Annotated in this window: 27 protein-coding genes; 12 read left to right on the top strand and 15 right to left on the bottom strand. The window is 69.8% G+C overall.

Annotated features, from left to right (window positions below; genetic code table 11):
- Nucleotides 1-14: 14 nt before the first annotated feature.
- A complete protein-coding gene (locus tag NNI01S_RS16895; RefSeq protein ID WP_063021208.1) occupies nucleotides 15-758 on the bottom strand; it encodes a VOC family protein in 744 nt (247 codons plus the stop codon).
- A gap of 190 nt (nucleotides 759-948) precedes the next feature.
- Here NNI01S_RS16895 and NNI01S_RS16890 point away from each other — a divergent pair, with 190 nt between their 5' ends.
- Nucleotides 949-2,259, top strand: a complete 1,311-nt coding sequence (locus NNI01S_RS16890) for an MFS transporter (protein ID WP_063021054.1) — start codon at nucleotides 949-951, stop codon at nucleotides 2,257-2,259.
- 19 nt (nucleotides 2,260-2,278) lie between these two features.
- On the opposite strand, the gene NNI01S_RS16885 is transcribed toward NNI01S_RS16890, so the two are convergent.
- Entirely contained in the window at nucleotides 2,279-2,632 is a 354-nt protein-coding gene (locus NNI01S_RS16885; protein ID WP_063021207.1) for a DUF3099 domain-containing protein, read from the bottom strand.
- Nucleotides 2,633-2,817: 185 nt separating this feature from the next.
- Between NNI01S_RS16885 and NNI01S_RS16880 the strand changes: the two genes are divergently transcribed.
- Nucleotides 2,818-3,063, top strand: coding sequence for a DUF3039 domain-containing protein (locus NNI01S_RS16880; RefSeq protein WP_435825077.1), 246 nt, complete (start codon nucleotides 2,818-2,820; stop codon nucleotides 3,061-3,063).
- A gap of 6 nt (nucleotides 3,064-3,069) precedes the next feature.
- Here the strand turns inward: NNI01S_RS16880 and NNI01S_RS16875 are convergent, their stop codons facing one another.
- Complete coding sequence (locus NNI01S_RS16875) at nucleotides 3,070-4,215, bottom strand: YihY/virulence factor BrkB family protein (RefSeq protein ID WP_084488926.1); 1,146 nt, start codon at nucleotides 4,213-4,215, stop codon at nucleotides 3,070-3,072.
- A gap of 227 nt (nucleotides 4,216-4,442) precedes the next feature.
- Here NNI01S_RS16875 and NNI01S_RS16870 point away from each other — a divergent pair, with 227 nt between their 5' ends.
- Nucleotides 4,443-6,158 (top strand): DEAD/DEAH box helicase, encoded by a 1,716-nt coding sequence (locus NNI01S_RS16870; protein WP_063021052.1) that lies wholly within the window; start codon nucleotides 4,443-4,445, stop codon nucleotides 6,156-6,158.
- A 6-nt stretch (nucleotides 6,159-6,164) separates the two neighbouring features.
- Here the strand turns inward: NNI01S_RS16870 and NNI01S_RS16865 are convergent, their stop codons facing one another.
- A complete protein-coding gene (locus NNI01S_RS16865) occupies nucleotides 6,165-6,767 on the bottom strand; it encodes a TetR/AcrR family transcriptional regulator (RefSeq protein WP_063021050.1) in 603 nt (200 codons plus the stop codon).
- A gap of 104 nt (nucleotides 6,768-6,871) precedes the next feature.
- Between NNI01S_RS16865 and NNI01S_RS16860 the strand changes: the two genes are divergently transcribed.
- Nucleotides 6,872-7,612, top strand: coding sequence for an SDR family NAD(P)-dependent oxidoreductase (locus NNI01S_RS16860; RefSeq protein ID WP_063021048.1), 741 nt, complete (start codon nucleotides 6,872-6,874; stop codon nucleotides 7,610-7,612).
- Here the strand turns inward: NNI01S_RS16860 and NNI01S_RS16855 are convergent, their stop codons facing one another.
- The gene (locus NNI01S_RS16855; RefSeq protein WP_245676221.1) at nucleotides 7,613-8,380 is read right to left on the bottom strand and encodes an AraC family transcriptional regulator; all 768 of its coding nucleotides are present in this window, start codon (nucleotides 8,378-8,380) and stop codon (nucleotides 7,613-7,615) included.
- Between the two features lie 55 nt (nucleotides 8,381-8,435).
- Here NNI01S_RS16855 and NNI01S_RS16850 point away from each other — a divergent pair, with 55 nt between their 5' ends.
- Nucleotides 8,436-9,005: a class I SAM-dependent methyltransferase gene (locus tag NNI01S_RS16850; protein ID WP_063021046.1), complete on the top strand. Its 570-nt coding sequence runs from the start codon at nucleotides 8,436-8,438 to the stop codon at nucleotides 9,003-9,005.
- A gap of 497 nt (nucleotides 9,006-9,502) precedes the next feature.
- Here NNI01S_RS16850 and NNI01S_RS16845 read toward each other — a convergent pair whose 3' ends face one another.
- Entirely contained in the window at nucleotides 9,503-10,057 is a 555-nt protein-coding gene (locus NNI01S_RS16845; protein WP_063021044.1) for a hypothetical protein, read from the bottom strand.
- Nucleotides 10,057-11,820 carry a DEAD/DEAH box helicase gene (locus NNI01S_RS16840; RefSeq protein ID WP_063021043.1) on the bottom strand — a complete coding sequence of 588 codons (1,764 nt, stop codon included), beginning with the start codon at nucleotides 11,818-11,820 and terminating at the stop codon, nucleotides 10,057-10,059. The genes NNI01S_RS16845 and NNI01S_RS16840 overlap by 1 nt, the downstream gene beginning before the upstream one ends.
- Before the next feature lie 119 nt (nucleotides 11,821-11,939).
- Between NNI01S_RS16840 and NNI01S_RS16835 the strand changes: the two genes are divergently transcribed.
- Entirely contained in the window at nucleotides 11,940-12,695 is a 756-nt protein-coding gene (locus tag NNI01S_RS16835; RefSeq protein ID WP_245676220.1) for a TetR/AcrR family transcriptional regulator, read from the top strand.
- A gap of 105 nt (nucleotides 12,696-12,800) precedes the next feature.
- Here NNI01S_RS16835 and NNI01S_RS16830 read toward each other — a convergent pair whose 3' ends face one another.
- Nucleotides 12,801-12,995: a DUF7455 domain-containing protein gene (locus NNI01S_RS16830; protein WP_036538000.1), complete on the bottom strand. Its 195-nt coding sequence runs from the start codon at nucleotides 12,993-12,995 to the stop codon at nucleotides 12,801-12,803.
- A gap of 276 nt (nucleotides 12,996-13,271) precedes the next feature.
- Here NNI01S_RS16830 and NNI01S_RS16825 point away from each other — a divergent pair, with 276 nt between their 5' ends.
- On the top strand, nucleotides 13,272-13,631 hold the full coding sequence (locus tag NNI01S_RS16825) for a DUF952 domain-containing protein (RefSeq protein WP_063021042.1): 360 nt from the start codon (nucleotides 13,272-13,274) through the stop codon (nucleotides 13,629-13,631).
- Here NNI01S_RS16825 and NNI01S_RS16820 read toward each other — a convergent pair whose 3' ends face one another.
- Both NNI01S_RS16820 and NNI01S_RS16815 read right to left on the bottom strand, forming a co-directional pair.
- Entirely contained in the window at nucleotides 13,632-14,279 is a 648-nt protein-coding gene (locus NNI01S_RS16820) for a response regulator (protein WP_063021041.1), read from the bottom strand. It abuts the gene before it with no gap.
- Nucleotides 14,276-15,451, bottom strand: coding sequence for a sensor histidine kinase (locus NNI01S_RS16815; protein WP_245676219.1), 1,176 nt, complete (start codon nucleotides 15,449-15,451; stop codon nucleotides 14,276-14,278). Before NNI01S_RS16815 ends, NNI01S_RS16820 begins: the two co-directional genes overlap by 4 nt.
- A 111-nt stretch (nucleotides 15,452-15,562) precedes the next feature.
- Between NNI01S_RS16815 and NNI01S_RS16810 the strand changes: the two genes are divergently transcribed.
- Nucleotides 15,563-16,045 (top strand): cation:proton antiporter regulatory subunit, encoded by a 483-nt coding sequence (locus tag NNI01S_RS16810; protein WP_043727907.1) that lies wholly within the window; start codon nucleotides 15,563-15,565, stop codon nucleotides 16,043-16,045.
- Between the two features lies 1 nt (nucleotide 16,046).
- Nucleotides 16,047-17,231 (top strand): cation:proton antiporter, encoded by a 1,185-nt coding sequence (locus tag NNI01S_RS16805; protein ID WP_084488880.1) that lies wholly within the window; start codon nucleotides 16,047-16,049, stop codon nucleotides 17,229-17,231.
- On the opposite strand, the gene NNI01S_RS16800 is transcribed toward NNI01S_RS16805, so the two are convergent.
- The 3 genes from NNI01S_RS16800 to ppgK all read right to left on the bottom strand — a co-directional run bounded on the left by NNI01S_RS16800 (nucleotide 17,232) and on the right by ppgK (nucleotide 20,514).
- Entirely contained in the window at nucleotides 17,232-18,086 is an 855-nt protein-coding gene (locus tag NNI01S_RS16800; protein WP_245676218.1) for a rhomboid-like protein, read from the bottom strand.
- A 96-nt stretch (nucleotides 18,087-18,182) separates the two neighbouring features.
- Complete coding sequence (locus NNI01S_RS16795; protein ID WP_063021039.1) at nucleotides 18,183-19,562, bottom strand: RNA polymerase sigma factor; 1,380 nt, start codon at nucleotides 19,560-19,562, stop codon at nucleotides 18,183-18,185.
- A gap of 193 nt (nucleotides 19,563-19,755) precedes the next feature.
- On the bottom strand, nucleotides 19,756-20,514 hold the full coding sequence (gene ppgK, locus NNI01S_RS16790; RefSeq protein WP_063021038.1) for a polyphosphate--glucose phosphotransferase: 759 nt from the start codon (nucleotides 20,512-20,514) through the stop codon (nucleotides 19,756-19,758).
- Between the two features lie 156 nt (nucleotides 20,515-20,670).
- On the opposite strand from ppgK, the gene NNI01S_RS16785 reads away from it, so the two are divergent.
- Nucleotides 20,671-21,615 carry an inositol monophosphatase family protein gene (locus NNI01S_RS16785; RefSeq protein ID WP_084488879.1) on the top strand — a complete coding sequence of 315 codons (945 nt, stop codon included), beginning with the start codon at nucleotides 20,671-20,673 and terminating at the stop codon, nucleotides 21,613-21,615.
- On the opposite strand, the gene cei is transcribed toward NNI01S_RS16785, so the two are convergent.
- Nucleotides 21,616-22,293, bottom strand: coding sequence for an envelope integrity protein Cei (gene cei, locus NNI01S_RS16780; protein ID WP_063021201.1), 678 nt, complete (start codon nucleotides 22,291-22,293; stop codon nucleotides 21,616-21,618).
- 376 nt (nucleotides 22,294-22,669) lie between these two features.
- Between cei and NNI01S_RS16775 the strand changes: the two genes are divergently transcribed.
- Nucleotides 22,670-22,972: a DUF4193 domain-containing protein gene (locus NNI01S_RS16775; protein ID WP_039799153.1), complete on the top strand. Its 303-nt coding sequence runs from the start codon at nucleotides 22,670-22,672 to the stop codon at nucleotides 22,970-22,972.
- 23 nt (nucleotides 22,973-22,995) lie between these two features.
- On the opposite strand, the gene NNI01S_RS16770 is transcribed toward NNI01S_RS16775, so the two are convergent.
- The gene (locus NNI01S_RS16770; RefSeq protein ID WP_063021036.1) at nucleotides 22,996-23,487 is read right to left on the bottom strand and encodes a DUF3093 domain-containing protein; all 492 of its coding nucleotides are present in this window, start codon (nucleotides 23,485-23,487) and stop codon (nucleotides 22,996-22,998) included.
- Nucleotides 23,488-23,560: 73 nt separating this feature from the next.
- Between NNI01S_RS16770 and dut the strand changes: the two genes are divergently transcribed.
- Complete coding sequence (dut, locus tag NNI01S_RS16765) at nucleotides 23,561-24,061, top strand: dUTP diphosphatase (protein WP_063021035.1); 501 nt, start codon at nucleotides 23,561-23,563, stop codon at nucleotides 24,059-24,061.
- Nucleotides 24,062-24,064: the final 3 nt, after the last annotated feature.

Raw genomic sequence — 24,064 nt, 5'->3', positions numbered from 1 at the left:
GGCGGAGGGCTCGATCAGACTCCGCTGGGGTCGCGTCCGGTGACGCAGTACAGCGCGTCGCCCGGATCACTCAGGACGATCCAGTGCTCGTGACGTTCCACCACGGTCGCGCCGAGCGACTCGTGCCACGCGGCGGTGGCTTCGACGTCGCTCGCGGCCAGGTCGACATGGGCGCTCGTCGGGCGGTTCTCGCCCAGGCGCTGCAACAGCAGGTGTGCGGGAAGCTGGGTGTCCGCGGAGCGCAGCCGGGCGAATTCCGGCCGCCTTCCGGTCTCGTAGGTCCAGCCGGTCAGCAGTTTCCAGAAGCGGGTCTCCACCTCGTGGTCGGTGGGACCGATATCGAGGCACACCTGGTCCAGGCGCGACAGTGTGCCGTCCGGAGCGCGCACGGCGGGCGCGGGCGTGCTTCTCGCGCGACCACTGGGCGTCAGGCAGAACGTCTGGCCGCCGGGGGAGCGCAGCACGGCGTAGTCCGGATGGTTGGCGACCAGTTCGGCACCCAGGTCGAGCGCGGTGCGAACGGCGGAGGGGATGTCGTCGACGTCCAGGTCGAGGTGCACACCGCCCAGACCGGTCACCGCCTGCATCTTGACGCTGGCGGCGGCGAACAGCGCCGGGTCCGGCAACAAGGTGAGGAACTCGTCGTTCGCGCCGCGCCGGGGGGACAGTTCGGTGCCGGTGACCGTGGACCAGAACTTGGCGCAGTCGTCGAAACGTTGTGCCGGGCGGTCCAGGAAGACCCAGATCCACCGAATCATGTTCACTCCTGTCTTGTCGCCCGCAACAAACCATGTCCGGTCGATCGGGTGCGCGAGGCTCGATGCGACCCTAGGTACACGTGCCCACCTTGTCGAGAAAATACCGCTGCCCCGGCGTTTGGCAGGAATTTGGTGGTATATGGCATTCCAGTCACTCGTTGCGCGGGCATAGTTCCGGCACGCTCGTCGGGTGACCGAACTGCAGACCCCGCCCCTGGTTCCCCTCGACGCCGTGCCGCGCCGGCGCTTGCATCCGGCGTGGCTGGTCGCGGGCATCGGCTTCATCGCGCTGCTCGGCGCGGCCGGGTTCCGGTCGGTGCCCAGTGTGCTGATGGATCCGCTGCACGACGAGTTCGGCTGGTCGCACGGAACCATCGGGACGGCCGTGTCGCTGAATCTCCTACTCTACGGGTTGATCTCGCCGTTCGCTGCCGCCCTGATGGACAGGTTCGGTATCCGCCGGGTGGTGGCCTGCGCGCTGCTGCTGGTCGCGGCGGGCAGCGGGCTGACGGTATTCATGTCCAGGCCCTGGCACCTGGTGCTGACCTGGGGTCTGCTGGTCGGGATCGGCGTGGGATCGATGTCGATGCCGTTCGTCGCCACGATCACCGGCCGGTGGTTCGTGCGGCAGCGCGGTCTGGTCACCGGGGTGCTCACCGCCGCGGGCGCGACCGGGCAACTGATCTTCCTACCGGTGGTGTCCGCGCTGGCGCAGGCGCACGGCTGGCGGCTGCCGTCGTTGATCGTCGCCGGCGCGGCGCTGGCCGTGGCGCCGCTGGTGCTGCTGTTCATCCGGGACTACCCGAGCGACCTGGGCGTGCGAGCCTACGGCGCCGGGCCGGACAGCGCAGCCGGTCTGCGGGTCCCCGCCGCCGGTGGCGCGTCGCGCGCGCTCACGGTGCTGGCCGCGATCGCCCGCCGTCCCGGATTCTGGTTGCTCGCAGGCGGATTCGCGGTCTGCGGCGCGTCGACCAACGGGTTGGTCGGGACCCATTTCGTCACCGCCGCGCACGACCACGGCATGCCGCCCACCACCGCGGCGAGCCTGCTGGCCGTGGTCGGCGTCTTCGACGTCGCGGGCACGATCGCCTCGGGCTGGCTGACCGACCGGATCGACCCGCGCTTTCTGCTGATCGGCTATTACACGCTGCGCGGGCTGTCGCTGCTGATCCTGCCCGCGCTGCTCGGGCCGGACACGCGGCCGAGCCTGTGGATGTTCATCGTCTTCTACGGCCTGGATTGGGTGGCCACGGTGCCGCCGACGGTCGCGCTGTGCCGCGAACTGTTCGGCGCAGACGGTCCCGTCGCGTTCGGCTGGGTGTTCGCCTCCCACCAGATCGGGTCCGCGGTGGCGGCCACCGGCGCAGGCGTCATCCGTGACGTCCAAGGCGGCTATGACCTCGCCTGGTATCTGGCGGGTGGTCTGTGCGGCGCCGCCGCTGTGATGTCGGCGGTCATCCGCCGCGTGCCTGCGCTCGGCGGGACGCCGGGCGGGCGGTGAATCGGTCCCGCCGGAGACTTCAGTTGTCGATGGCGTTGTGCGGGCGCGACTCGATGGCCGTGCGCGGCCGGTCCCAGCGGCTGGGCTCGTCCTTGCGGCGAGGCGGGCGATCGTTCGCGATCAGCACCGCGATCCAGGGCAGCGGGATCGAGGCGACGATGATCAGGATCGACAACAGGGGGTTGCCGAACGTGCTGTAGGCGATCGCGGCCAGGACCAGGCACGGTATGCGGAACGCCATGATGATCGTGTACCGGCGCACCCGAGCGCGGTGCTGATCCTCCAGCGAGGGCGCCGCCTCGGTGATCAGCGCCGGGTGTTTGTCGTCATTGCCTGGGAAGTATCCGGGGGAACGGCGGGGCTGCGTCGGCATCGTCACGTCGGGGTGCTCTTCGCGGTCGCGGCCGTCGGCGGATGGGGAATCGCCGTTCTGCTGCATACCCCGAGTCTTCCACTCGCGGTCGGTGCGCGCACACACGGCGGTCGAGTTCCGATCCGGAAACGTGGTGACCTGTGCCGCGCCACCGTGGTCAACCCGGTATCCCCTGATGCGGCATCATGGAATGCGTGAGCACCGACACCATGGTTCGCCCGGATACGACGACCGACGAGACGACGGGCGACGACACCCCGAAGTTCTTCCACTACGTGAAGAAGGACAAGATCGCCGAGAGCGCCGTGATGGGCACCCACGTGGTCGCGCTGTGCGGCGAGGTCTTCCCGGTCACCCGCTCGGCCAAGCCGGGCTCTCCGGTGTGCCCGGAGTGCAAAAAGGTCTACGACGGCCTACGCAAGGGTGAGTGACAGGGTCTAATCGCCTGGCGAGGACCTCGCTTTTCGCAGCTCGAGCAGGCCGCGCGAGCCGTCGGACCCTGCCTCGTCCCGGCCCGTGGCGGCCTCGTCCTGGGCTGCCGCGTCCTCGTCGTCGAAGTCGTCCTCGCCACGCACCTGGTTGGCGATCCACTCCTTCACCTGCTCCATGCGCGTCGCCCTGGCGGGCCAGAACTCCTGCACCGCCGCGTTGAACTCCGCGCCCAGGATCACCGCGAAGCCCAGGAAGAACGTGAACAGCAGGAACGCGATCGGCGTCGCCAGCGCCCCGTAGGTGACGCCCGTGCGGGTGACCCAGGACAGGTAGCGGCGCAGCACGTCGCTGGCCGCCATGAAGAAGACTCCGGCCACCAGCGCCCCACCGAAGAGTCGGTGCCAGGGCAGCGAGGTGTGCAGTGCCAGCTTGTAGAGGGTGGTGAGCCCGACGATCAGCAGCACGCCGACGCCCGGGTAGTAGAAGAAATCCAGCAGTTGCAGTCCGGTCGCCCGCCAAGCGCCGGGCAACACCCGCCCGATCAGCGTCGGCCCCAGCGCCACCAGCGGCAGGATGAACACCGAAGCCACCAGGAACAGCACGTACAGCAGCAGGGCGAAGATGCGCTGCCACACCGGGTGCCGCGCGTCCTGCTGATCGTGGGCCTCCACGATCGAGTCCACGAAGGTGGCCATCGCCGACGAACCGGCCCACAGCGACAGCACGAAGCCCACCGACACCACCGCGCCGCGCCCGCGCCCGAGCACGTCCTGCACCGTCGGCTCGATCAGGTCGGACACCACATTGGCGCTGAACAGGTCCTGGCTGAACGCGATGATCTTGGATTCCACGATCTGCACCGTGTCCGGCCCGAACCACCCGCCGACGTAACCGAGGCTGCCGAGCACCCCCAGCAACAGCGGAGCCAAGGAGAGCGTCTGCCAGAACGCCGCGGCGGCCGACTTGGCGAAGATGGAATCCGCCCACGCCTTCTCCGCCACGCGCACGATCAGCGCTGCGGCCCGTCTACCCAGCACCGAAGCTCGCGCGCCCGCGCGGTCGGCCCCTCCGGGGGCGCGCGCGGCGGCAGCGCGGGGCGACGGTACGTCGGTCCGCGGCGGATCGCCCGGGAGGGCGCGGTGTTCGGTCATCGTGCTTACAGCATCGCGCACTTCGGCGATCGGCATCGGACTGTGCGCGCGACGTGTCGGTGGGCGTCGGGTGAACACCCAGCGTCCCACCCGACGGCGTGTGATGCCCATCGCGACCGTCGCGTCGGTTTGGCGACACACCGTGCCGGGCCGCTAGGGTCGTCTGCGTGACTGGGTCGGGTGGCGCCGCTGTGGCGGGAGAAGCGGAGACGCCGGGCGATTCGACAATGGTGAGCACGCCCTCGGGCGGCTCCCTTCGCGCCTGGCAGCGACGTGCGCTGACGAAGTATCTGGCCACCAAACCGCGAGACTTCCTCGCCGTGGCCACTCCGGGCGCGGGTAAGACCACCTTCGCGCTGCGTGTGGCCGCCGAACTGCTGGCCGACCGCACCGTGGACCAGATCACGGTGGTCGCGCCGACCGAGCACCTCAAGCACCAGTGGGCCCAGTCCGCTGCGCGCACCGGGATCGCGCTGGACTCGCGCTTCTCCAACTCCACCGGCGGCACCTCGGGGGACTATCACGGCGTCGTGGTCACCTACGCCCAGGTCGCCGCGCACCCCTCCCGCCATCGCGTGCGCACCGAGAACCGCAGGACGCTGGTCATCCTCGACGAGATCCACCACGCGGGCGACGCGAAGAGCTGGGGTGACGCGACCGCCGAGGCCTTCGGCGACGCCACCCGCCGCCTCGCGCTGACCGGTACCCCGTTCCGCAGCGACGACAGCCAGATCCCGTTCGTCGTCTACGAGCCCGACGAGTCGGGTTTCCCGAAGTCCCGTGCCGACCACACCTACGGCTACGCCGAGGCGCTTGCCGACGGCGTGGTGCGGCCGGTGGTCTTCCTGGCCTATTCCGGCGAAGCGCACTGGCGCGACAGCGCGGGCGAAGAGTACTCCGCGCGCCTCGGCGAGCCGCTGAACGCCGAACAGACCGCCCGGGCCTGGCGGACCGCGCTCGACCCGGCGGGCGACTGGATCTCCGCGGTGCTGCGCGCCGCCGACATCCGGCTGCGCCAGAAGCGCGCCTCCGGCATGCCCGACGCGGGCGGCCTGGTGATCGCCACCGATCAGGACCGTGCCCGTGATTATGCCGAACTGCTGGAACACATCTCGGGTGAGAAGCCCGCGCTGGTGCTCTCCGACGACCCGGCCTCCTCCAGTCGCATCGCCGAGTTCAGCCGGAGCACCCAGCCCTGGATGGTCGCGGTCCGCATGGTGTCCGAGGGCGTCGACGTGCCGCGGCTGGCCGTCGGGGTGTACGCGACCAGCGCCTCCACGCCGCTGTACTTCGCGCAGGCGATCGGGCGGTTCGTGCGCGCCCGCAAGTCCGGCGAGACCGCGACCGTGTTCCTGCCGTCGGTGCCGGTGCTGCTGGATCTGGCCGCGCAGCTGGAGTTGCAGCGCGACCACGTCATCGGCAAGCCGCACCGGGAGAAGAACGCCCTCGACGACGAGCTGTTGATCGAGGCGAACAAGCAGCAGGACGAGCCGGGCGAGCAGGAGAAGTCGTTCGTCGCGCTGGCCGCCGACGCCGAGCTCGACCAGGTGATCTACGACGGGTCCTCGTTCGGTACCGCGACCTTCGCCGGCAGCGACGAGGAAGCCGACTACCTGGGGATTCCCGGCCTGTTGGACGCCGAGCAGATGCGCGCGCTGTTGCGTGAGCGGCAGGCCAAGCAGGTCGCCGAGCGCAGTGTGCCCGCGCCGGTCCCCGATCCCGGCGCCCAGGTGGCGGGCGCCGCGGAGCGCGTCGCCACGGCCGATCGGCTGGGTGAGCTGCGGCGCGAGCTCAACAGCCTGGTGGCGATGCATCACCATCGCACCGGCAAACCGCACGGCGTGATCCACGGCGAGTTGCGCCGTGAGTGCGGCGGTCCGCCGACGGCGCTGGCCTCGGCCGAGCAACTCGGTGAGCGCATCGCCGCGCTGCGCCGGAAGTAGCCCGCGTCAGCCGACCGGGGCCGGCCAGACGGCCATGGCACAGTCGATGGCCGCGGTGAGTTCCGCCGGCGACGCCCCGTCTCGCGCCTGGATGGACAGTCCGTAGAGCACCGTGGTGTAGAAACCGGCCAATGCCGTGCTGTCGGTGCCCTCCGGTAGATCGCCCTCGGCGACGCCGCGCTCCAGCCGTCGCCGAATGTCTTCGGTCGTCTCGCGGCGCTTGTCGATCAGGAAATCGCGGATGCTCGTGTTGCGGGTGGTGTAGGTGGAGCCGGCGAGCACGACCATGCACCCGTGCGGCTTGTTCGCCTCGGTGTAAGCCCGGGCGTTGTCGCGCAGCATCGACTCGATGGCGGCCCGCGCGGTCGGCTCGTCGCGCAGAGCGCGCGCGGTGTAGCCGCCGTCGGTCTGCCCGTAGAGCTCGACAGCCGCGCGGAACAGCGCCTCCTTGCCGCCGAACGCGGCGTAGAGGCTGGGGGAGTTGATCCCCATCGCGGCGGTGAGGTCGCTCATCGAGGCGCCCTCGTAGCCGTGCTCCCAGAACACCTCCATGGCACGGTGCAACGCCTCGGCGCGATCGAAGGCGCGCGGTCGTCCCCGTTCAGCCATCCCGACCCTTTCTGTGTCGATCGTTAAATATACCCCTTGACACCGCTGTGGCGGATGCGCTTGGCTATTTATGTATTGATCGGCACAAAATTGGAGGAGTACCGATGTCGGAGTTGACGGGCAAGGTCGCGCTGGTCACCGGGGGGAGCCGCGGGATCGGAGCGGCGATCGCGCGCCGCCTCGCCGCCGCGGGCGCGGACGTGGCGCTGACCTACCAGCAGGCCGAAGGACAGGCGAAGGCGGTGGTCGGCGAGCTCGAGGCACTCGGCCGCCGAGCCATCGCGATCCAGGCCGACAGCGCCGACGCCACGGCCGTGCGCGCGGCGGTGGACCGCGCCGCGTCCGAACTCGGCCGGCTGGACATCCTGATCAACAACGCGGGAATCTTTCCCGCGAAGCCGTTCGAGGAATTCACCGTCGCCGAGATCGACAACGCGCTCGGCGTGCACGCCCGCGCCGCGTTCGTCGGTGCGCAGGCCGCGGTCGCGCACATGACCGACGGTGGACGGATCATCAGCATCGGCACCAACCTCACCGATCACGCGCCGTTCGACGGTGTGACGCTCTACAACCTCAGCAAGTCCGCCCTCAACGGCTTCACCAAGGCGCTGGCGCGCGAACTGGGGCCGCGTGCGATCACGGTGAACCTCGTGCAGCCCGGCTCCACCGACACCGACATGAACCCCGGGGACGGCGCTCACGCACAGCGGCAGCGAGAACTGACCGCGCTGGGCCGGTTCGGCGCCGCCGACGATGTGGCGGCTACGGTGGCCTTCCTGGCCGGGCCCTCCGGCCGCAGCGTGACCGGTGCGCTCCTCACCGTGGACAGCGGCACCAACGCCTGATCAGCCACCGAAATACCGCCCGGGCGGAACGCCGACCGCCCGCCGGAACGCCGCGACGTAAGCGCTCGGCGTTCCGTAACCGACGCGGCCGGCGATCCGGGCGATCGGGAGGCCCTCGGCCAGCAGCGGCAGGGAAGCGGCCAACCGGATCTGCGTGCGCCAGTGGGCGAAGCCGAGGCCGGTTTCCGAGACGAACAACCGGGCCAAGGTGCGCGGGCTGGCCGCGACGTGGGCGGCGAATTCGGCGAGCGTCCTCGGGTCGGCCGGATCGGCGGTGAGGGCGTCGGCCACCTGCCGCGCCCGGGTATCGGTCGGCGGATGTGCGCCGATCGGGATGACCTCGACGGGCTCGAGCAGATCGAACACCACCGCTTCGGCGCGCGCTCGCCGCTGCGGCGTGGTGTCGGCCGTGGTGAGCAGGTCGAACAGTTCGTGCAGAAGCCGGGTCACGCGCAACATGGTCGGTGCGCCGAAGTCGACAGCGCACCGGCCGGGGTCGAGGAAGATGCCGCGCATCGCCGCTCCGTCGGAGGTGCCGGTGCGGTGGGCGATGCCCGCGGGGATCCACAGCGCCCTCGTCGGCGGCAACACCCAGCGGCTGTCGTCGACCTCGACGGCGAGGACGCCGCGTGAGGCCCAGGCGATCTGGTGCTGCGGATGTTCGTGTAAGCCGAACCAGTGTCCTGCGGGCAGCACGCCGACTCCGAACACCATGGCGGTCGCTCCGGTCGGGGCGGGATGAACCTCGGCGTGGCCGTTCTGCGACACAGTTTGTCACCGTAGCTTGTCGTGCCCGGCGGGATCCGTTCCTAGCGTGACAGGTATGGCGATGAACATCTTTCACCGATTGCTGTGCCGCTCGTCGATGTGGGAGAAGGCCAGTGCGACGCGCATCGTGCCGTGGGCGCTGTCCGGCCTGGACCTCGGCGCCGACACCGTGGAGATCGGTCCCGGCTACGGCGCGAACGTGTCCGCGCTACTGGCCCGCACCTCCGCGCTCACCGGCGTAGAGATCGATCCGGCGCTGGCCGCGCGCTTGCGCGACCGGCACGGTGCGGCGATGACGGTGATCGACGGCGACGGCGCCGAGATGCCGCTGCCGCCGGACCGATTCGATTCCGTGGTCTGCTTCACGATGCTGCACCACGTGCCGACACCCGGCAAGCAGGACGCGTTGTTCGCCGAAGCCCTGCGGGTGCTGCGTCCGGGCGGTGTGTTCGCGGGCAGCGACGGGCTCGACGGCCGATTGTTCCGGCTCGTGCACCTCGGGGACACCTGTGTGCCCGTGCCTCCGGAGACGGCCGCCGACCGGCTGCGCCGGATCGGCTTCACCGACGTCGAGATCGACACCGGTGCGGGAAGTTTCCGCTTCCGGGCCCGGCGGCCGGACTGATGTCCTGGCCCGGCAGCGGTCGATGCACGCGGGTATCGGTCCTCTCGGGTCGATGCCAGGGGCGAGGCGGTGGCATCCGAGCCTGCCTGACGGTCACTCGGGCCTGCCGGCTGATCGCGCGCATGGTCGCGGTGCTGTCGATGTCGTGCACCGCTGTCAGCCTGCCGGGATCGTGCACGCGTTGCCGGGATCGAGGCCGTTCGACGGCTCATCGCGTTGCCGACGTGCGGTCGAGTCGGTGGACAGCCCCGCCTGCGGAGGCACTGGGCCGGATTCTCTCGCGCCGGGCCGGACCCACCTTCGCGCTCGCGGCCGTTCACGTGTTCGGTTGAGCGGTGTTCACCTACCACGCCGCCCGGTTCGGCTGGGCGGTATGCGCTGAGGCTGCCGCCGTGGTGCTCGGCTCCCGCCGTGTCTCGCCGACGACGCCGCCCGGGGCGGGTCGCTCCGGCGAGCGGCGGCGCCCCGAGCGGTCGTGTGGACTTCCGTCCCGCCGTTCAGCCCGGTGTGACCGTGAAGAATCGCTGAGGGTCCAGCGCGCCGATCGGGGTCCAGCGCGCCTGCGGTGCGGGTTCGTCCGCATCCCGGGGCGCGGCGGCGAAGTAGCCTTGGATCGCCAAACCGAGTCGCGGATCCTCGTCGACTCGCCGCGCCATCTCGTAGTAGACGGCCAAGACGTGCACGCACCGCGCCTTGCGCGCCGTGCACGAGCAGTCGACGCCCGCGAGCACGGGCGCGAGCGAGATCCCGGCCGCCGTGATGGCACGGTGCATGTCGTCGGTCAGCACGGTCGGGTCCGGAACGATCCCGGCGACGGCGGTGATCGTCTGCCGGGACAGCGGCGCCACCTCCACCTGGGTCAGCGACGCCTGGCCGCCGCGGTGGATGGTGGCCCGCACCACCCGTTCCTCGACGGTGGCCCGTACACCGTTGTTGCGGGCGATGCTGCGTGCGCGGGGCAACAGCGGGTCCGGCCGGGTCTGGCGCAGCGGCTCGGCCAGCCGCACCCAGTCCATGCCCCACGCCGTGTAGCCGAATTCGTTGTCCGCCATCAGTTCTCCCTCTTGCGGCGCAGGATCTCGATCAGCTGGTCGTCGTCCAGCGCGGCCAGTGTGGCTATCCCCGCCGCGTCGCCGAGATCGCGCAGTGCCGCTTTGCGGTCGTGCATGCCCGCGATGTGCTCCTCCACGGTGGTGGTGGAGGTGAGCGTGGTGACGGTGACCGTGCGGGTCTGGCCGATCCGGTGCACCCGGTCGGAGGCCTGTGCCTCCACCGCGGGATTCCACCAGCGATCGAAGTGGACGACGTCGGCGGCGCGGGTCAGGGTGAGCCCGGTGCCCGCCGCGCGCAGGCTGAGCACCAGCACCGGGGGTCCGTCCTCGGCCTGGAACCGGGCGACGATCTCGGCGCGCTCGGCCTGGGAGAGCCCGCCGTGGAAGAACGGCGCGGTCACCCCGAACCGGTCGGCCAGATGCCGCACGAGCAACTCACCGGTCTGCCGGTATTGGGTGAAGATCAGTGTCGGGCTGTCGGTTTCGAGATTCGTGGCGACAATGTCGGTGCACAGGTCGAGTTTTCCGGACCGGCCGGCCAACTCGTCGAGGTCGCCGGTGATCAGCCCGGGATGGTTGCACACCTGTTTGAGCGCAGTCAGCGCCGCGAGCACGCGGCCGTGGCGCTCGATGCCCGCGCCGAATCCGTCATCGACGGCTTTGTCGAGCAGCTGGTCGTAGAGCTGCTCTTGCTCGGCAGTGAGATCGCAGAGCAGGTCGCTGTGGATCTTCGCGGGCAGGGCGGCGGCGACCTGGCTTTTCGTGCGGGCCAGCAGCACCGGTTCGATGGTGTCGCGCAACCGCGCCGCGGCGGCTGCCGACCCCTCGTGGATCGGCCGTACGAAGCGGCGCCGGAACTGGGTCCGGTGCCCGAACAGCCGGGGCGCCACCAGGTGCAGCAGGGCCCACAACTCGTCGAGATGGTTCTCCACCGGCGTGCCGGTGAGCGCGACCGTGGCGGCCGCGTCGATCGCGCGCGCGGCCTTCGCGACCTGGGTGCGTGGGTTCTTCAATGCCTGCGCCTCATCGAAGACGGCCGTTGCCCAGCTCTGCTGGGCCAGCAGCCGTCCGTGCAGCCGCAAGGTGGGATACCCGGTGACGACGATGGTTTCCGCGTCGACGGCGATGGCGCCGCCGCGCCAGACGACCACCCGCAGCCCCGGTGCGAACCGGCCGATCTCGTGTGCCCAGTTGCCGACCAGTGAGGTCGGGCACACCACCAGTTGCGGGCCCGCCGCGGCTCGGTCGAGCAGGAAACCGATGGTCTGGACGGTTTTTCCGAGCCCCATCTCGTCGGCGAGCACCGCGCCGCCGTGCGCGGCCACCGTTTCGCGCAGCCAGCCGACTCCGCGGGCCTGGTACGGCCGCAGTCGCGCCTTCAACGTCGCCCGCAGGTCCGCGGTGACCGCCTCGGTGTCGCGCAGGACGCGCAGCGCGCGTTGCGCGGAGACGATCGCCGTGCCGGACGCGTCCGGCACCGCGTGGGCGGCGACGGGCAGGGCATCGGCTTCCGTGTCGAGCGGCTCCCCGGCCGGGTCCGCGAGAACGGAGCGCACGATCCGCTGCCAGGACAGGACCGACTCGCCGGGCTGCTCGGGCGTCGAGTCGGCGAAAGTCTCGGGATCGAGCAGGACGGCGTCCACATCGGCGACCATGAGGGCTCCGTCCGAGACCGGGACGGCCAGCGCGACGGTTCCGCGCTCACCTGGACCGTCCGGGAACGGGCCGGTGGCGAACCCGGTCCAGGACCAGAGTGCGAACATGTGCCGATCCGGTAGGTATGTGGCGTGTGTGCTGGGCAGGGCGCACCCCTCAAATCAACGTATAGCGTACGGAGTAATGTGACAACGTACACCGTACCGAATTCATTCCAAGGGAACCGGTGAGCGAGGACAACGCACTCGACCAGGCCAGGCGGCTGTTGGAGCTGCTGTGGCGGCACGAACTTCCGCCGCGTCCGGCGGGACGCGGTCCGAAGCAGACCGTCAGCGTCGACGCGGTGGTCGCGGCAGCCGTCGCGCTCGCCGACCGCGAGGGCTACGAGAAGGTCTCCATCCGCTCCGTCGCCGCCGAACTCGGGCTGCGGCCGATGGGTCTCTACACCTACGTGCCCAGCAAGGACGCGCTGACGGTGCTGATGGTCGACGCGGTCGCCGACGAGGATCCGCCCATCCCCGGCGATCTGCCGCCGCGCGAGCGCCTCGCCGCTGTGGCCCGGCGGGTCCGCGCGGAAATCGTCGCCCATCCCTGGCTGCTCGACGTCCCGCCGTGGCGGCTCGTGCTCGGGCCGGGACGGATGCGCCGCTACGAACGCCAGCTCGCCGCGATCGACGGGCTCGGTCTGCCGGACGTGGCGATGGACCGGGTGATCGCGGTGCTGTCGGAGTTCGCGACCGGAAACGCGCGCATGGCGGTCGCCGCGGCCCGGGAGACCGGGCGGATGAGCGACGAACGGTGGTGGGAGGTGCACGGCCCGCTGCTGGCCCAACTCATGTCGCCGAGTCGTTTCCCGCTCTCGTCACGCGTCGGGGCCGCGGTCGGCGAACTGTACCAGGCACCCGCCGACCCCTACGGTGCGTTCGAGTTCGGCCTGGCCAGGCTGCTGGACGGCATTCTCGCCCCGGGGTCCGGAGACTGAACGGCCCCCGGACACGCGGGCAGCGGGCGACCTGTGGGTCGCCCGCTGCCGGTGGAAACGGTGTTCTGTTGTCCGATGCTGTTGTGTCAGGACGCGAGGAGCAGATCAGAGTGCGGGAGCGGACTCCGTGTCGATCACGGCGTCCAGCTCACGCAGCCGATCCATGTGTTCGTTCGCGTGGTGCTGGCAGAAGAGCAACTCTCCACCCGCGGGCAGTACGGCGCGCACTCGAGCGGCCGCCCCGCAGCGGTCGCAACGATCGACCGCGGTCAGTGGGGTGCTTGTCAGGGTTCCTGGCATGACTCCTCCGTCCTGGCTCCCGGTCCCGACGACCGTTCACCTGGTGTGGGGCCCGTGGTCACTCACCACGAGCTCGCTACCGCTACTTCCCAGCAGGGGTATGACTACTCTGTCAGACGTTCGGGACGGGGGACTTTGTTCCCGCGGATGAAGCAGTGTGTTTTCGATAACACGACCAGGGATTTCGCTACGGGCGAACGCCGCAGGTCGTGTCGTCGATGTGCACTGTGTCACACCCTCGATCGGCCGATCCAGTTGTCTACCGGGAGATTACCCGTGACCCATGACACTCACACGCTTGTTCACCTATGCACTTTGGAGGAATGGCTTTCCGCTCGGCAAACGGGGGAGTACCGTACGCCCTCGCTCGCCGAAGCGGGGTTCATCCATCTCTCGTCGCCGGAACAGGTGCACCTGCCCGCAAACCGTTTGTTCCGCGGACGACGTGATCTGGTGCTGCTGCGCATCGACCCCCTCCGGGTGGGGTCGCCGATCGAATGGGAACCGGGCGTCCCGACCGACCCGGAATCGATGCTCTTCCCCCATCTCTACGGCCCGTTGCCGGTGACCGCGGTGACGGGTGTCGAGCAGTACCTGCCCGAGGAAGACGGCGGATTCGCCCCCCGCACGGCGTGACTACCGGTCGCGGATCTCGCGCGCCACGATGGCGGCCTGAACCCGCGACCGCACACCGAGTTTCGTCAGCACCCGCGAGACGTGGGTCTTGACGGTCGTCTCGCCGATGAACAGCCGGCCGGCGATCTGCGCGTTGGACAGACCGTCGCCGAGACAGTCGAGCACTTCCCGTTCCCGTTCGGTGAGTTCGTGGAGTCCCGCGGGAGCCGGTTGCGCGCCGGCTCCATTCGACGAGGCGAACGCCGAGATCACCGCTCGCGTCACTTCCGGAGCCAGCACGCCGTCGCCCGCCGCCACCGCGCGCACCGCCTCGACCAGCGCCCGCCCCGACGTCGATTTCAGCACGAATCCAGAAGCGCCCGCCCGCAGCGTGCGAAAGACGTACTCGTCCAAGTCGAAGGTGGTCAAGATCAGCACCGCGGCCAGGCCGTCCGCGATGATCCGCTCGGTGGCGGTGATGCCGTCCACCCCGGGCATCCGCACGTCCATCAGCACCACCTGCGGCCGCAGCGCTTTGGCCTGCGCCACCGCGACATCGCCGTCGGCTGCCTCGCCGACCACCTCGAGGTCCTCCTCGGCGTCCAGGATCATCCGCAGGCCCGCGCGGATGGCGGCGTGGTCATCCGCGATCACCACCCGAATCGTCATGCGGCACCCGTGGTTCCGAGCGGCAGGCTGGCCAGGACCTCCCACCGGCCGGAATCCGTTCCGGCGCGCAGGCTTCCGCCGAGTGCCGCGGCCCGCTCGCGCATATTCGCCAGACCGCGGCGTCCGGCCCCATCCGCCGCGCCGGGCGGCCGTGCCGGCCCGGTCCGGTTGCGGACGGATATGGTGAGCATTCCCTCCTCGGTGCGCACGTCGATGCAGACCTCCTGTCCCGGAGCGTGTTTCATGGCGTTGGTCAAAGCCTCCTGCACGATGCGGTAGGCGGTTTGGTTCACCGCCCCGGGGAGCGCGGCGCCGTCCAGCGCGTCGCGCACCCGCACCGAAATCCCCGCCGCGCGTGCGGCCTCCACCAGGATCGGCAACTGCGCGAGCGTACGGGGCGCGGCGACCTCCGCCGCGGCGTCGTCGCTGTGCAGCAATCCGATCATGGTGCGCATCTCCTCCAGGGCGCTGACGCTGTTGGCGCGGATGGATCGCATGATCCCGGCCACCGCAGGGTCGGACGCGCTCCGGTCCAGCACCCCGAGCGCCGCCTCCGAGTGCAGCGCGATGGCCGACAGATGCCCGGCGATCATGTCGTGCAGATCGCGCGCCATCGTGGTGCGCTCGTCGGCGATGGCCGCGCGCCGGTCGAGTTCGGCGACCAGGGTCATCGCCTGGGCGCGGGCGCGCTCGACGTGCGCCACCTCCTTGTGGGTGCGCACCGAATTCGCCCACCAGATCGGCGTCGCGACGAAACTGAACACCCCCACCAGGGCCACTGCCACCGCACGCGGATCGCCGGTCAGCGCCGATGTCAGCACCACGACGACGCCCGAGAGCGCCGACCAGGCCACGGCCGTGATCCGCGATTTCCGGCGTCCCGAGTACAGCACGGCGGCGTAGATCAGGTCGGCGTAGATGATCCACACCGACACGGTGGCGCCGAGCCGGATATCCACCGCCAAAGGGAAGAGCCCGCCCAGCATCGCCGCGACCGGCGTGCGGCGCCGGGCGAACGTAGCCAGGCACAATACGGCCAGCACGCCGAACCGCACCCACAACGACACCTGCTCGCCACGGTCGGTCATCGGCGACAAGCCGGTGAGGTAGAGCGCCGCGCCGCCGGTGAACGCGATCACCGCGCCCAGCGCGTCCCGCGTCCGCTCCGGCAAATCCGACCACCGCCGCACGCCTCCATCACAGCACAGCTCCCGCGACGCGCCATCGGCCGAAGTGATGACCGATCCGTTCGCGGACGCGGTGATCCGGCTAATCTGGAGGGCGTGAACGTCGACGTCACCGCACTACCCGGCATCGGGGTCCGCAAGGACTTCGAGGTGCGTTCCGGTCGCCGAATCGGCGTGGTCGCCCACCGTGACGGTGATATCGACCTGATCGTCTCCAAGCTCGACGATCCCGACGCCTGTGCCGCGCAGATCCCGCTGACCACCGACGAGGCGGCGGTCCTGGCCAATCTGCTCGGTGCGCCGCAGCTGGTCGCCAAACTCAACGACGACCATCGCGACCTGCCCGGGATCACCACGCGCCAGCTGCCGATCGGGGACGACTCCCCTTATGACGGCCGCACCCTGGGCGAAACCGAGATGCGCACCCGCACGAAGGTGTCCATCGTGGCGGTCATGCGGGCCGGGCAGTTGCATCCCTCGCCCGGCCCCGATTTCACCTTCACCGCGGGCGACCTGCTCGTGGTCGTCGGCACTCCGGAAGGCTTGGATGCCGCCGCGAAGATCTTGACGCACGGCTGACGTGACGGACACCGCGCTCGCCCTGATCGAGCTCGGAGCGGTTCTTTTCGTTCTCGGCATGCTGGGTCGTGTCGCGGGCCGTGTCGGGATGTCGCCCATCCCGCTGTATCTCCTCGGCGGTGTCGCCTTCGGCCAGGGCGGTCTCATCGAACTGCGGGCGGCCCACGATTTCGGCCATGTGGCCGGTGAGATCGGCGTGGTACTGCTGCTCTTGCTGCTCGGCCTGGAGTACACGGCGGCGGAGCTGGTCACCGGGCTGCGTCGGTCCTGGCCCGCGGGTGTGCTGGACATCGTGGTCAACGCGTCGCCGGGCGCGGTGGTGGCGCTGATGCTGGGCTGGGGCCTGCCCGGCGCCATCACGATGGCGGGCGTCACCTACATCTCGTCCTCGGGCATCGTGGCGAAAGTCCTCGACGATCTCGGGCGCCTGGGCAACCGGGAGACGCCGGTGATCCTGTCCATTCTGGTGTTCGAGGATCTGGCGATGGCGGTCTACCTGCCGATCCTCACCACGGTGCTCGCCGGGCTGAGCTGGGTCAGCGGGCTGCGCGCCCTGGCGGTGGCACTGCTCACCATCACGCTCGTCCTCGTGGTGGCGCTGCGCTACGGACGGTACGTGTCGGCGATCGTGGACAGCGCCGATCGCGAGGTCTTCCTGCTCACACTGCTCGGCGCGGCGCTGTTGGTGGCGGGCGCGTCCTCGGCGCTGAGCGTGTCGGCGGCGGTCGGCGCGTTCCTGCTCGGCATCGCGATCTCCGGTTCGACCGCGCACGCGGCGGCCAAATTGCTCGAGCCGCTGCGCGACCTGTTCGCGGCCATCTTCTTCGTGGCCTTCGGCCTGAACACCGATTTGCGAGCGATACCGCCGGTGCTCGGCTGGGCGATCCTGCTGGCGGTGATCACCGTGGTGACCAAGGTGGCGACCGGGTGGTGGGCCGCCGCGCGGGAGGGCATCCGGCACCTGGGCCGGGCCCGCGCGGGCGCCGCCCTGGTCGCGCGCGGCGAATTCTCCATCGTCATCGCGGGCTTGGCGGTGAGCGCGGGTGCGATGGACGGACAGCTCACCGCGCTCGCCTCGACCTACGTCCTGCTGATGGCGGTGCTGGGTCCGATCGCGGCGCGTGTGGTCGAGCCGATGGCCGGGGTCCTGCAGAGCCGCGGCCGCCCCGAGCCGCAGGTCTCCTGATCAGTCCCGCGCGGTCTTGCGCGCGGTGATTCGTTCCAGCCGGTGCCAGAACAGGCTCGCGGTCGCACCGACCGCCAGCCCGATCAAGGCGGCGCACAGATGGCCGTAGTCGGTGAACGTCGGTTCGATCCACAGCGCCGCGCCCAACGCTACGAGGATCGCCCCCGCCCAACCCAGCCGCACCTTGCCCCGGAACCGGAACGCCAGCGCCGCCAGCACGGCGGAGAACCCGTAACTGGTACCGACATCCGCGGCGACGGCCACCCGCAGGGGAATGACGCCGCGGTCGATGGCATGGGCGATGCCGGTGACGGTGAGCAGCGTCGCCCCGATGTGCCCGGTCGCGAACAGCAGAATCCAGCGCGCGGTGCCCAGCCAGCGCTCGGCGTAGGCCATGACGACCAGGAAACCGGCGATAGTCGTCCAGGGAAACCCGCCTTCGGTCCAGAAGGCGGAGGCGACCAGCACCTGAACCGGGTTGTGCCGCATGTTGTACAGGTTGGTAGACGCCGAGAAGATCAGCCTGCGCTCCACCGAGTCCCCGACCCCACGCAAGGTCCACCACGTGACGAACAGCGTGAACGCGTAGGCGGTACTGGCGGGCGCGGCCCCCAGATGCGCCCGGATGGCCGGCAGTATCCGCCGCGGCGATCCGGGACGGCGCAGCCAGGCCGACACGTCACGCAGCTCGGCGCGCAGATCCACGGTCCGCGTCCACGGGGAGCGCGGCGCGTGCGGAGTCGAGGTCGAGGCAACCACCCCGCAAGTCTGCCGTGCCGGGTGCGCGCCCGCCCGGCCCACCCCGGGGGAGCCGCCCAGCTGACCAGGGTCCGGCCGGAATTCGGTCGACGCCATCAGACCGAGCGGGACAGCCCCCGGAAAGCGCGACGCCCGCATTCGCCGACCGATGAAAGATTCGAGCGGTGAATGCGGGCGTCGAGGCGCGGCGGCCTAGTCCAGGTAGTCGCGCAAGACCTGGGAGCGGCTCGGGTGGCGCAGCTTGCTCATGGTCTTGGACTCGATCTGGCGGATGCGTTCGCGGGTGACCCCGTAGACCTGGCCGATCTCGTCGAGGGTGCGGGGCTGGCCGTCGGTGAGACCGAACCGCAGCCGGACCACGCCCGCCTCGCGCTCCGACAGCGTCTCCAGCACCGACTGCAGCTGATCCTGCAGCAGCGTGAAGCTCACCGCGTCGACGGCGACGACGGCCTCGGAGTCCTCGATGAAGTCACCGAGCTGGCTGTCGCCCTCGTCGCCGATGGTCTGGTCCAGGGAGATGGGTTCACGCGCGTACTGCTGGATCTCCAGCACCTTCTCCGGCGTGATGTCCATTTCCTTGGCCAGTTCCTCCGGCGTCGGCTCGCGGCCGAGATCCTGGAGCAGCTCGCGTTGGATGCGGCCGAGCTTGTTGATGACCTCCACCATGTGCACCGGGATGCGGATGGTGCGGGCCTGGTCGGCCATGGCGCGCGTGATGGCCTGCCGGATCCACCAGGTGGCGTACGTGGAGAACTTGTAGCCCTTGGTGTAGTCGAACTTCTCCACCGCGCGAATCAGACCCAGGTTGCCCTCCTGGATCAGGTCGAGGAACGCCATGCCTCGGCCGGTGTAGCGCTTGGCCAGCGAGACGACCAGGCGCAGGTTGGCCTCCAGCAGGTGGTTCTTGGCCCGGTTGCCGTCGCGGACGATCCAGTTGTAATCGCGGCGCATCGCGACCGGCAGCTTCTCGCCCTGCTCGGCGAACTCGCGGACCTTCTCCGCCGCGTAGAGGCCCGCCTCGATCCGCTTGGCGAGTTCGACCTCCTCCTCGGCGTTGAGCAGCGCGACCTTGCCGATCTGCTTGAGGTAGGCGCGGACCGAGTCGGCGGAGGCGGTGAGCTCTGCGTCCTTACGGGCCTGGCGCAGCGCCTCGGATTCCTCCTCGTCCCAGACGAAATCGCCGGAGGCCTTGTCCGCAGCCGTCGGCTCGTCGGACTCCTCGCCCTCGGCTTCCTCGGTCTCGGCTTCCTCGGCGACGTCGACCAATTCGTCGCCTTCGGTGAGGTCTTCCTCGGAGACCTCCAGATCACCGAGGTCGTCGAGATCGAGCGACTCCTCCTCGATCGACTCGTCGGCGCCGGGCTCGCCGTCCGGGCCCGCCTTCTTGGTGGCGGCCTTTTTCGCGGGAGCCTTGGCCGCCTTGGCGGCCTTCTTGGCAGGCGCCTTCTTGGCGGCGGCCTTCTTCGCCGGAGCCTTCTTCGCGGCAGCCTTACGGACCGGCCGTGCTGCGTTTACATCTGCGGAGTCGGCATCGGCCGATTCGGCGGTCTGACGGGTATTCGTGGCTACCACGTACGCCCTTTCGTGACGGTCTCGTGCGGCGTCACGCCAGAGTGGTGTTCCGGCGGAGCGATCTGTCGGGTTTCACCGGCGGAGGGCCGGTCGGGGTTTCTCCGGCTCAGCCGGGCACGTTCCATTGTAACGATCTAACCAGGGTACCTATGGCACGATGCCCCGAACGGCATCCTCGCCGTACCCGCGCGCCTCAGGGTGCGATACCGCCCGTGATCGCCATCGCGGCGCCGACGATGCCCGCGGTGTTCCGCAGCCGGGCCGGGATGACCGGTGTCCGGTTGGTGAGCAGGGGGATCCACTTCTCGGAGTCCCTGCTGATGCCGCCGCCCGCGACGAAGACGACCGGGAAGAACAGGTTCTCCAGCGTGGTCAGGACCAGGCTGACCTGCGCGGCCCACTGCTCGTAGCTCAGGCCGTCGCGTTCCTTGATCGAGGCCGCCGCTCGGTGCTCGCTCTCCATGCCCTGGATCTCCAGGTGGCCGAGTTCGGTGTTGGGCACCAGCGTGCCGTGATAGAGCAGCGCGGAGCCGATGCCGGTGCCGAAGGTCAGCAGCATCACCAGCCCCGCGAAATTCCGTGCCGCGCCATAGTGGTCCTCGGCCATGCCCGCGGCGTCCGCGTCGTTGAGCACGGTGACCGGGCGGCCGCCGAGCGCGGCGGAGAACAGCGCCCGCGCGTCGGTGCCGATCCAGGACTTGTCGATGTTCGCCGCGGTGCGGGCCACGCCGCCGATCACCACCGCGGGCAAGGTGAGTCCGACCGGCCCCGTCCACTTGGCTTTGTCCACCAGCTCGGCCACCGCCTCGGCCACGGCGAACGGTGTCGCGGGGTGCGGTGTCGCGATCTTGATCCGATCGTGGACCAACTCGCCGGTGGCCAGATCGACCGTGGCGCCTTTGACGCCGCTACCGCCGATGTCGATACCGAATGCGTGCCCCCGAGCGGACATGACTAACCCCTCGTCTCCCTGTGCTGGCCGGTGTGATGACAACGCTGCACGGGGCCCGGGACGCCACGGCGGGCGTTGCGAACGGGATGCCCGACGACGGCGCTGTGTCGTGCACGACAAGAGTAATGGGACCACGAGGCTGGGCGTTCGGCGAGGATGTGTGATGCGATAAAGGGCGTGCCGGAAATCTCATCGCCAGTGTCCGACTACACCCCCGACTCCTTCGTCTCGATCGTCGCGCGCGGCGACGAGGCCGACCTGCGCCGGATCGCGGTCGACATCGCCGAGACCGCCGCCGCCCATGTCCGTGCCCGCCGTCCCGAGGTGTTCGGGCCCGCGGGCGCGCACGCCGAAGGCGCGGTGCAGTCCAAGGGCCACGAGACCGACCCGGTGACCATCGTGGACACCGAGACCGAAGACCTGATCCGAAAACTGCTCGCCGAGCAACGCCCCGGCGACCCGATCCTCGGCGAGGAGGGCGGCGGCAGCATCGATGACGCGAGCGCGGACACCGTCCACTGGGTGGTGGATCCGATCGACGGCACCGTCAACTTCCTCTACGGCATTCCCGGGTACGCCGTCTCGGTCGCCGCACTGCGCGGCGGGCGGCCGGTCGCGGGCGCCGTGGTGGACGTCGCCCGGGCGGCGACCTACAGCGCCGGGCTCGGGCTCGGCGCGCTGCGCGTCGACGCCGACGGCGCAGTGGAGCACCTGCGCTGCACGCCCGTCGAATCGGTGGCGATGTCGCTGGTGGTCACCGGATTCGGCTACGGCAGGCACCGCAGGAGCAAGCAGGCGGAATTGGTCGCGCAGGTGCTCCCGCACGTGCGCGACATCCGCCGGTTGGGCGCGGCCGCACTGGATCTGTGCCATGTCGCGGCGGGCCGGGTGGACGCCTACTACGAGCACGGATTGAACGCCTGGGACTGGGGCGCGGGCGCGCTGATCGCCGCGGAGGCGGGCGCGCGGCTGACGCTTCCGCCCGCGACGGCGCCGGGCGCCGACGGCGACCTGGTGGTCGCCGCCGCGCCCGGCATCGCCGATGAACTGGGCGAGCTGCTGGCCCGGGTGGGTGCTACCGAGCCGATTCCGGACCGCTGATCAGCAGCGGGCCTGGCGCGCGGCGTCGAGCAACTTGATATCGATGGAGGTGGAGTTGCCCGGCGCCGGGTTCTTGAGCGAACGCAGCACTTCCTCTGCGTCGTTGCTGGGCCGGATGTCCCGGAACAGCGAGCCGAGCACCAGATCGACCGTGTCGTCGCCGCGCTGATCCTCGATCAGCTCGGCGCACGGCGCGACCAGTTGCACCGCGGCGGCGGCCGGACGGCCGTTGACGCCGAAGCGGATCTGCCCGGTGCATTCCAGGTCGCCGTTGACGTATATCGAATCGTTGCCGTATTGCGTTCCGGGTGCGCTCGCGAAGCCGAGGTCGCCGAGCTGGGCGGCGACATGCGCGGCTTGGCCGCGCTGATTGTTCGCGTTCAGCACGCGCACCTTGCTCGCCGCCAGCGCGGCGGGTTCCACATCCTGCAACCGGCCCGCGCCGACGCGCTGGCCGAGCGGAGCAGGTTGCGGCGCACCGGGATCCGAGGCCGGGCTCGGTGAGTTGCACGCCATCGCGGTGTGGTCGGTGTCGTGCGTCGTGAGGGCTTTTATCCAGACGATCCCGCAGATCAGAGCGAGAACGCCGAGCATGATGAGCCAGGGCTGGGGGCGGCGGCGCACGTACGGCCGACCTTGCGAATCCGTCGCGGCGCCTTCGGTGATCAGTGAAACCACCAGCACACTCTACGAAAATGTGGCGGGGGCGTGGCGCAAGGTCTCGGTGCGTTCCCTGAAGGGTGTCGATTGGCCCTCATTTTCGACTCACGTGGGTTTTGATTGCGACTTTTGCTCCGGGGTCCGCTATTGTCTGGCGGCCCAGATCGAATCACCGGTGCGGAAATCAGTGGTCGGTCGCGGGAACAAGAAGGGCATGTCCTGCGTTTACCCAGCGCTATCGGGAGTGGATCGGCCTGATCCGCCCTGATAGGCGACCGGTGTACGTGTGACGTGCACCACCGGCGGGGCGGTACCGGTCGCGGCGGTTCCGGCAGGAATCGGGTGTGAGCGGACCGGTCCGGGATATACGGAGTTAGGACGAGGGGAAGACGACATGGCAACCGACTATGACGCACCGAGGCGCACCGAATCCGACGATGTGTCGGAGGATTCGCTGGAGGAGCTGAAGGCTCGTCGTAACGAGGCACAGTCCGCCGTCGTGGATATCGACGAATCCGATACCGCGGAGTCGTTCGAGCTTCCCGGCGCCGATCTGTCCGAGGAAGTGCTGACGGTTCGGGTGATCCCGAAGCAGGCCGACGAGTTCACCTGCTCCAGCTGTTTCCTGGTCCATCACCGGAGCAGGCTGGCCAGTGAGAAGGGCGGCCAGATGATCTGCATGGACTGCGCTGCCTGAGCTCGGCGAGAGCTCGCGAAGGATCAGCCCGCGCTCGGCAGACCGAGCGCGGCGAGGACCCGTTCCGGCCGCCGCGTACTGACCAGCCAGTACGGCGTCGGATCGTCCGGGTCGTCGAGCACGAGCAAGACCATCGGCCCGACCCAGGGTCGATGCTGGACATAAGCGGCGGGGTCGAGCTGGCGACCCAGCGCCGCGCTTTTCGCGGTCGGGGCGACGGCGGCCGCGCGAGCAACGAAATCCACCGGTAGATGTGCGCGATCGGCGCGCAGCTCCGGTGTGCCGTTCGCGTCCGGCGCCACTTCCACGCGGTGCCGGCTCAGCCACAGCAGCACCCAGACCGGCAGCGGGAACAACAGCGCATACGGCAGCCAGGCCCGCAGCCCCGGCGCGCCCATGTGGATCTCCGCCGCGAGCAATCCGGTGATGGCGAAGGCCACCGGCCACCACCACAGCGGCACCCACAGGCGCTCCCGGTAGTGGTGCGCGGGCTGCTTTTTCTCGTCCGTGGTCATGGGATTGGGCTGGTCCGACACGAGTCAACACTAAGTCACGAGGGCAAACAGCCTACGCGTAGGCTCGTCCAACGTGAGCGCACTTTCACCCATACCTTTGCTGCGGCTGGACCCCGGCATACCCGTGCCCACGCGTGCCCATGCGGGTGACGCGGGCGTGGATCTGTGCACCACGCAAGACGTCATCCTGGAGCCGGGGGAGCGGGTGCTGGTCGGCACCGGTGTCGCGGTGGCGCTACCGGTCGGCACGGTCGGCCTGATCCATCCGCGCTCGGGGCTGGCGGCCAAGGCCGGGCTGTCGGTGGTGAACACCCCGGGCACGGTGGACGCGGGGTACCGGGGGGAGATCAAGGTGTGCCTGATCAACCACGACCCACGCACGCCGATCGAGTTGCGCCGCGGCGACCGGATCGCGCAACTGCTGGTGCAGCGAGTGGAACTGGTGGATTTCGTGGAGGTCGATTCGCTCGACGAGACGACCCGGGGAGCGGGCGGCTACGGCTCGAGCGGCGGCCACGCGAGCCTGACCGCGCAGACGAACGGGGTGAGCCGGGCGACCGGCGAGGAGGCATGACGG

Origin of the sequence: Nocardia niwae NBRC 108934 = DSM 45340 (assembly GCF_001613465.1) — a bacterium.
GTDB classification, from domain to species: domain Bacteria; phylum Actinomycetota; class Actinomycetes; order Mycobacteriales; family Mycobacteriaceae; genus Nocardia; species Nocardia niwae.
This window is presented reverse-complemented; position numbering and strand designations above follow the sequence as displayed.

Coding starts and splice junctions, on each gene's coding strand:
- NNI01S_RS16895 (WP_063021208.1), bottom strand. CDS start 758: ATGATTCGGTGGATCTGGGTCTTCCTGGACCGCCCGGCACAACGTTTC.
- NNI01S_RS16885 (WP_063021207.1), bottom strand. CDS start 2,632: ATGCCGACGCAGCCCCGCCGTTCCCCCGGATACTTCCCAGGCAATGAC.
- NNI01S_RS16880 (WP_435825077.1), top strand. CDS start 2,818: ATGGAATGCGTGAGCACCGACACCATGGTTCGCCCGGATACGACGACC.
- NNI01S_RS16875 (WP_084488926.1), bottom strand. CDS start 4,215: ATGACCGAACACCGCGCCCTCCCGGGCGATCCGCCGCGGACCGACGTA.
- NNI01S_RS16870 (WP_063021052.1), top strand. CDS start 4,443: ATGGTGAGCACGCCCTCGGGCGGCTCCCTTCGCGCCTGGCAGCGACGT.
- NNI01S_RS16865 (WP_063021050.1), bottom strand. CDS start 6,767: ATGGCTGAACGGGGACGACCGCGCGCCTTCGATCGCGCCGAGGCGTTG.
- NNI01S_RS16860 (WP_063021048.1), top strand. CDS start 6,872: ATGTCGGAGTTGACGGGCAAGGTCGCGCTGGTCACCGGGGGGAGCCGC.
- NNI01S_RS16850 (WP_063021046.1), top strand. CDS start 8,436: ATGGCGATGAACATCTTTCACCGATTGCTGTGCCGCTCGTCGATGTGG.
- NNI01S_RS16845 (WP_063021044.1), bottom strand. CDS start 10,057: ATGGCGGACAACGAATTCGGCTACACGGCGTGGGGCATGGACTGGGTG.
- NNI01S_RS16840 (WP_063021043.1), bottom strand. CDS start 11,820: ATGTTCGCACTCTGGTCCTGGACCGGGTTCGCCACCGGCCCGTTCCCG.
- NNI01S_RS16830 (WP_036538000.1), bottom strand. CDS start 12,995: ATGCCAGGAACCCTGACAAGCACCCCACTGACCGCGGTCGATCGTTGC.
- NNI01S_RS16820 (WP_063021041.1), bottom strand. CDS start 14,279: ATGACGATTCGGGTGGTGATCGCGGATGACCACGCCGCCATCCGCGCG.
- NNI01S_RS16800 (WP_245676218.1), bottom strand. CDS start 18,086: ATGGCGTCGACCGAATTCCGGCCGGACCCTGGTCAGCTGGGCGGCTCC.
- ppgK (WP_063021038.1), bottom strand. CDS start 20,514: ATGTCCGCTCGGGGGCACGCATTCGGTATCGACATCGGCGGTAGCGGC.
- NNI01S_RS16785 (WP_084488879.1), top strand. CDS start 20,671: ATGTGTGATGCGATAAAGGGCGTGCCGGAAATCTCATCGCCAGTGTCC.
- NNI01S_RS16775 (WP_039799153.1), top strand. CDS start 22,670: ATGGCAACCGACTATGACGCACCGAGGCGCACCGAATCCGACGATGTG.
- NNI01S_RS16770 (WP_063021036.1), bottom strand. CDS start 23,487: ATGACCACGGACGAGAAAAAGCAGCCCGCGCACCACTACCGGGAGCGC.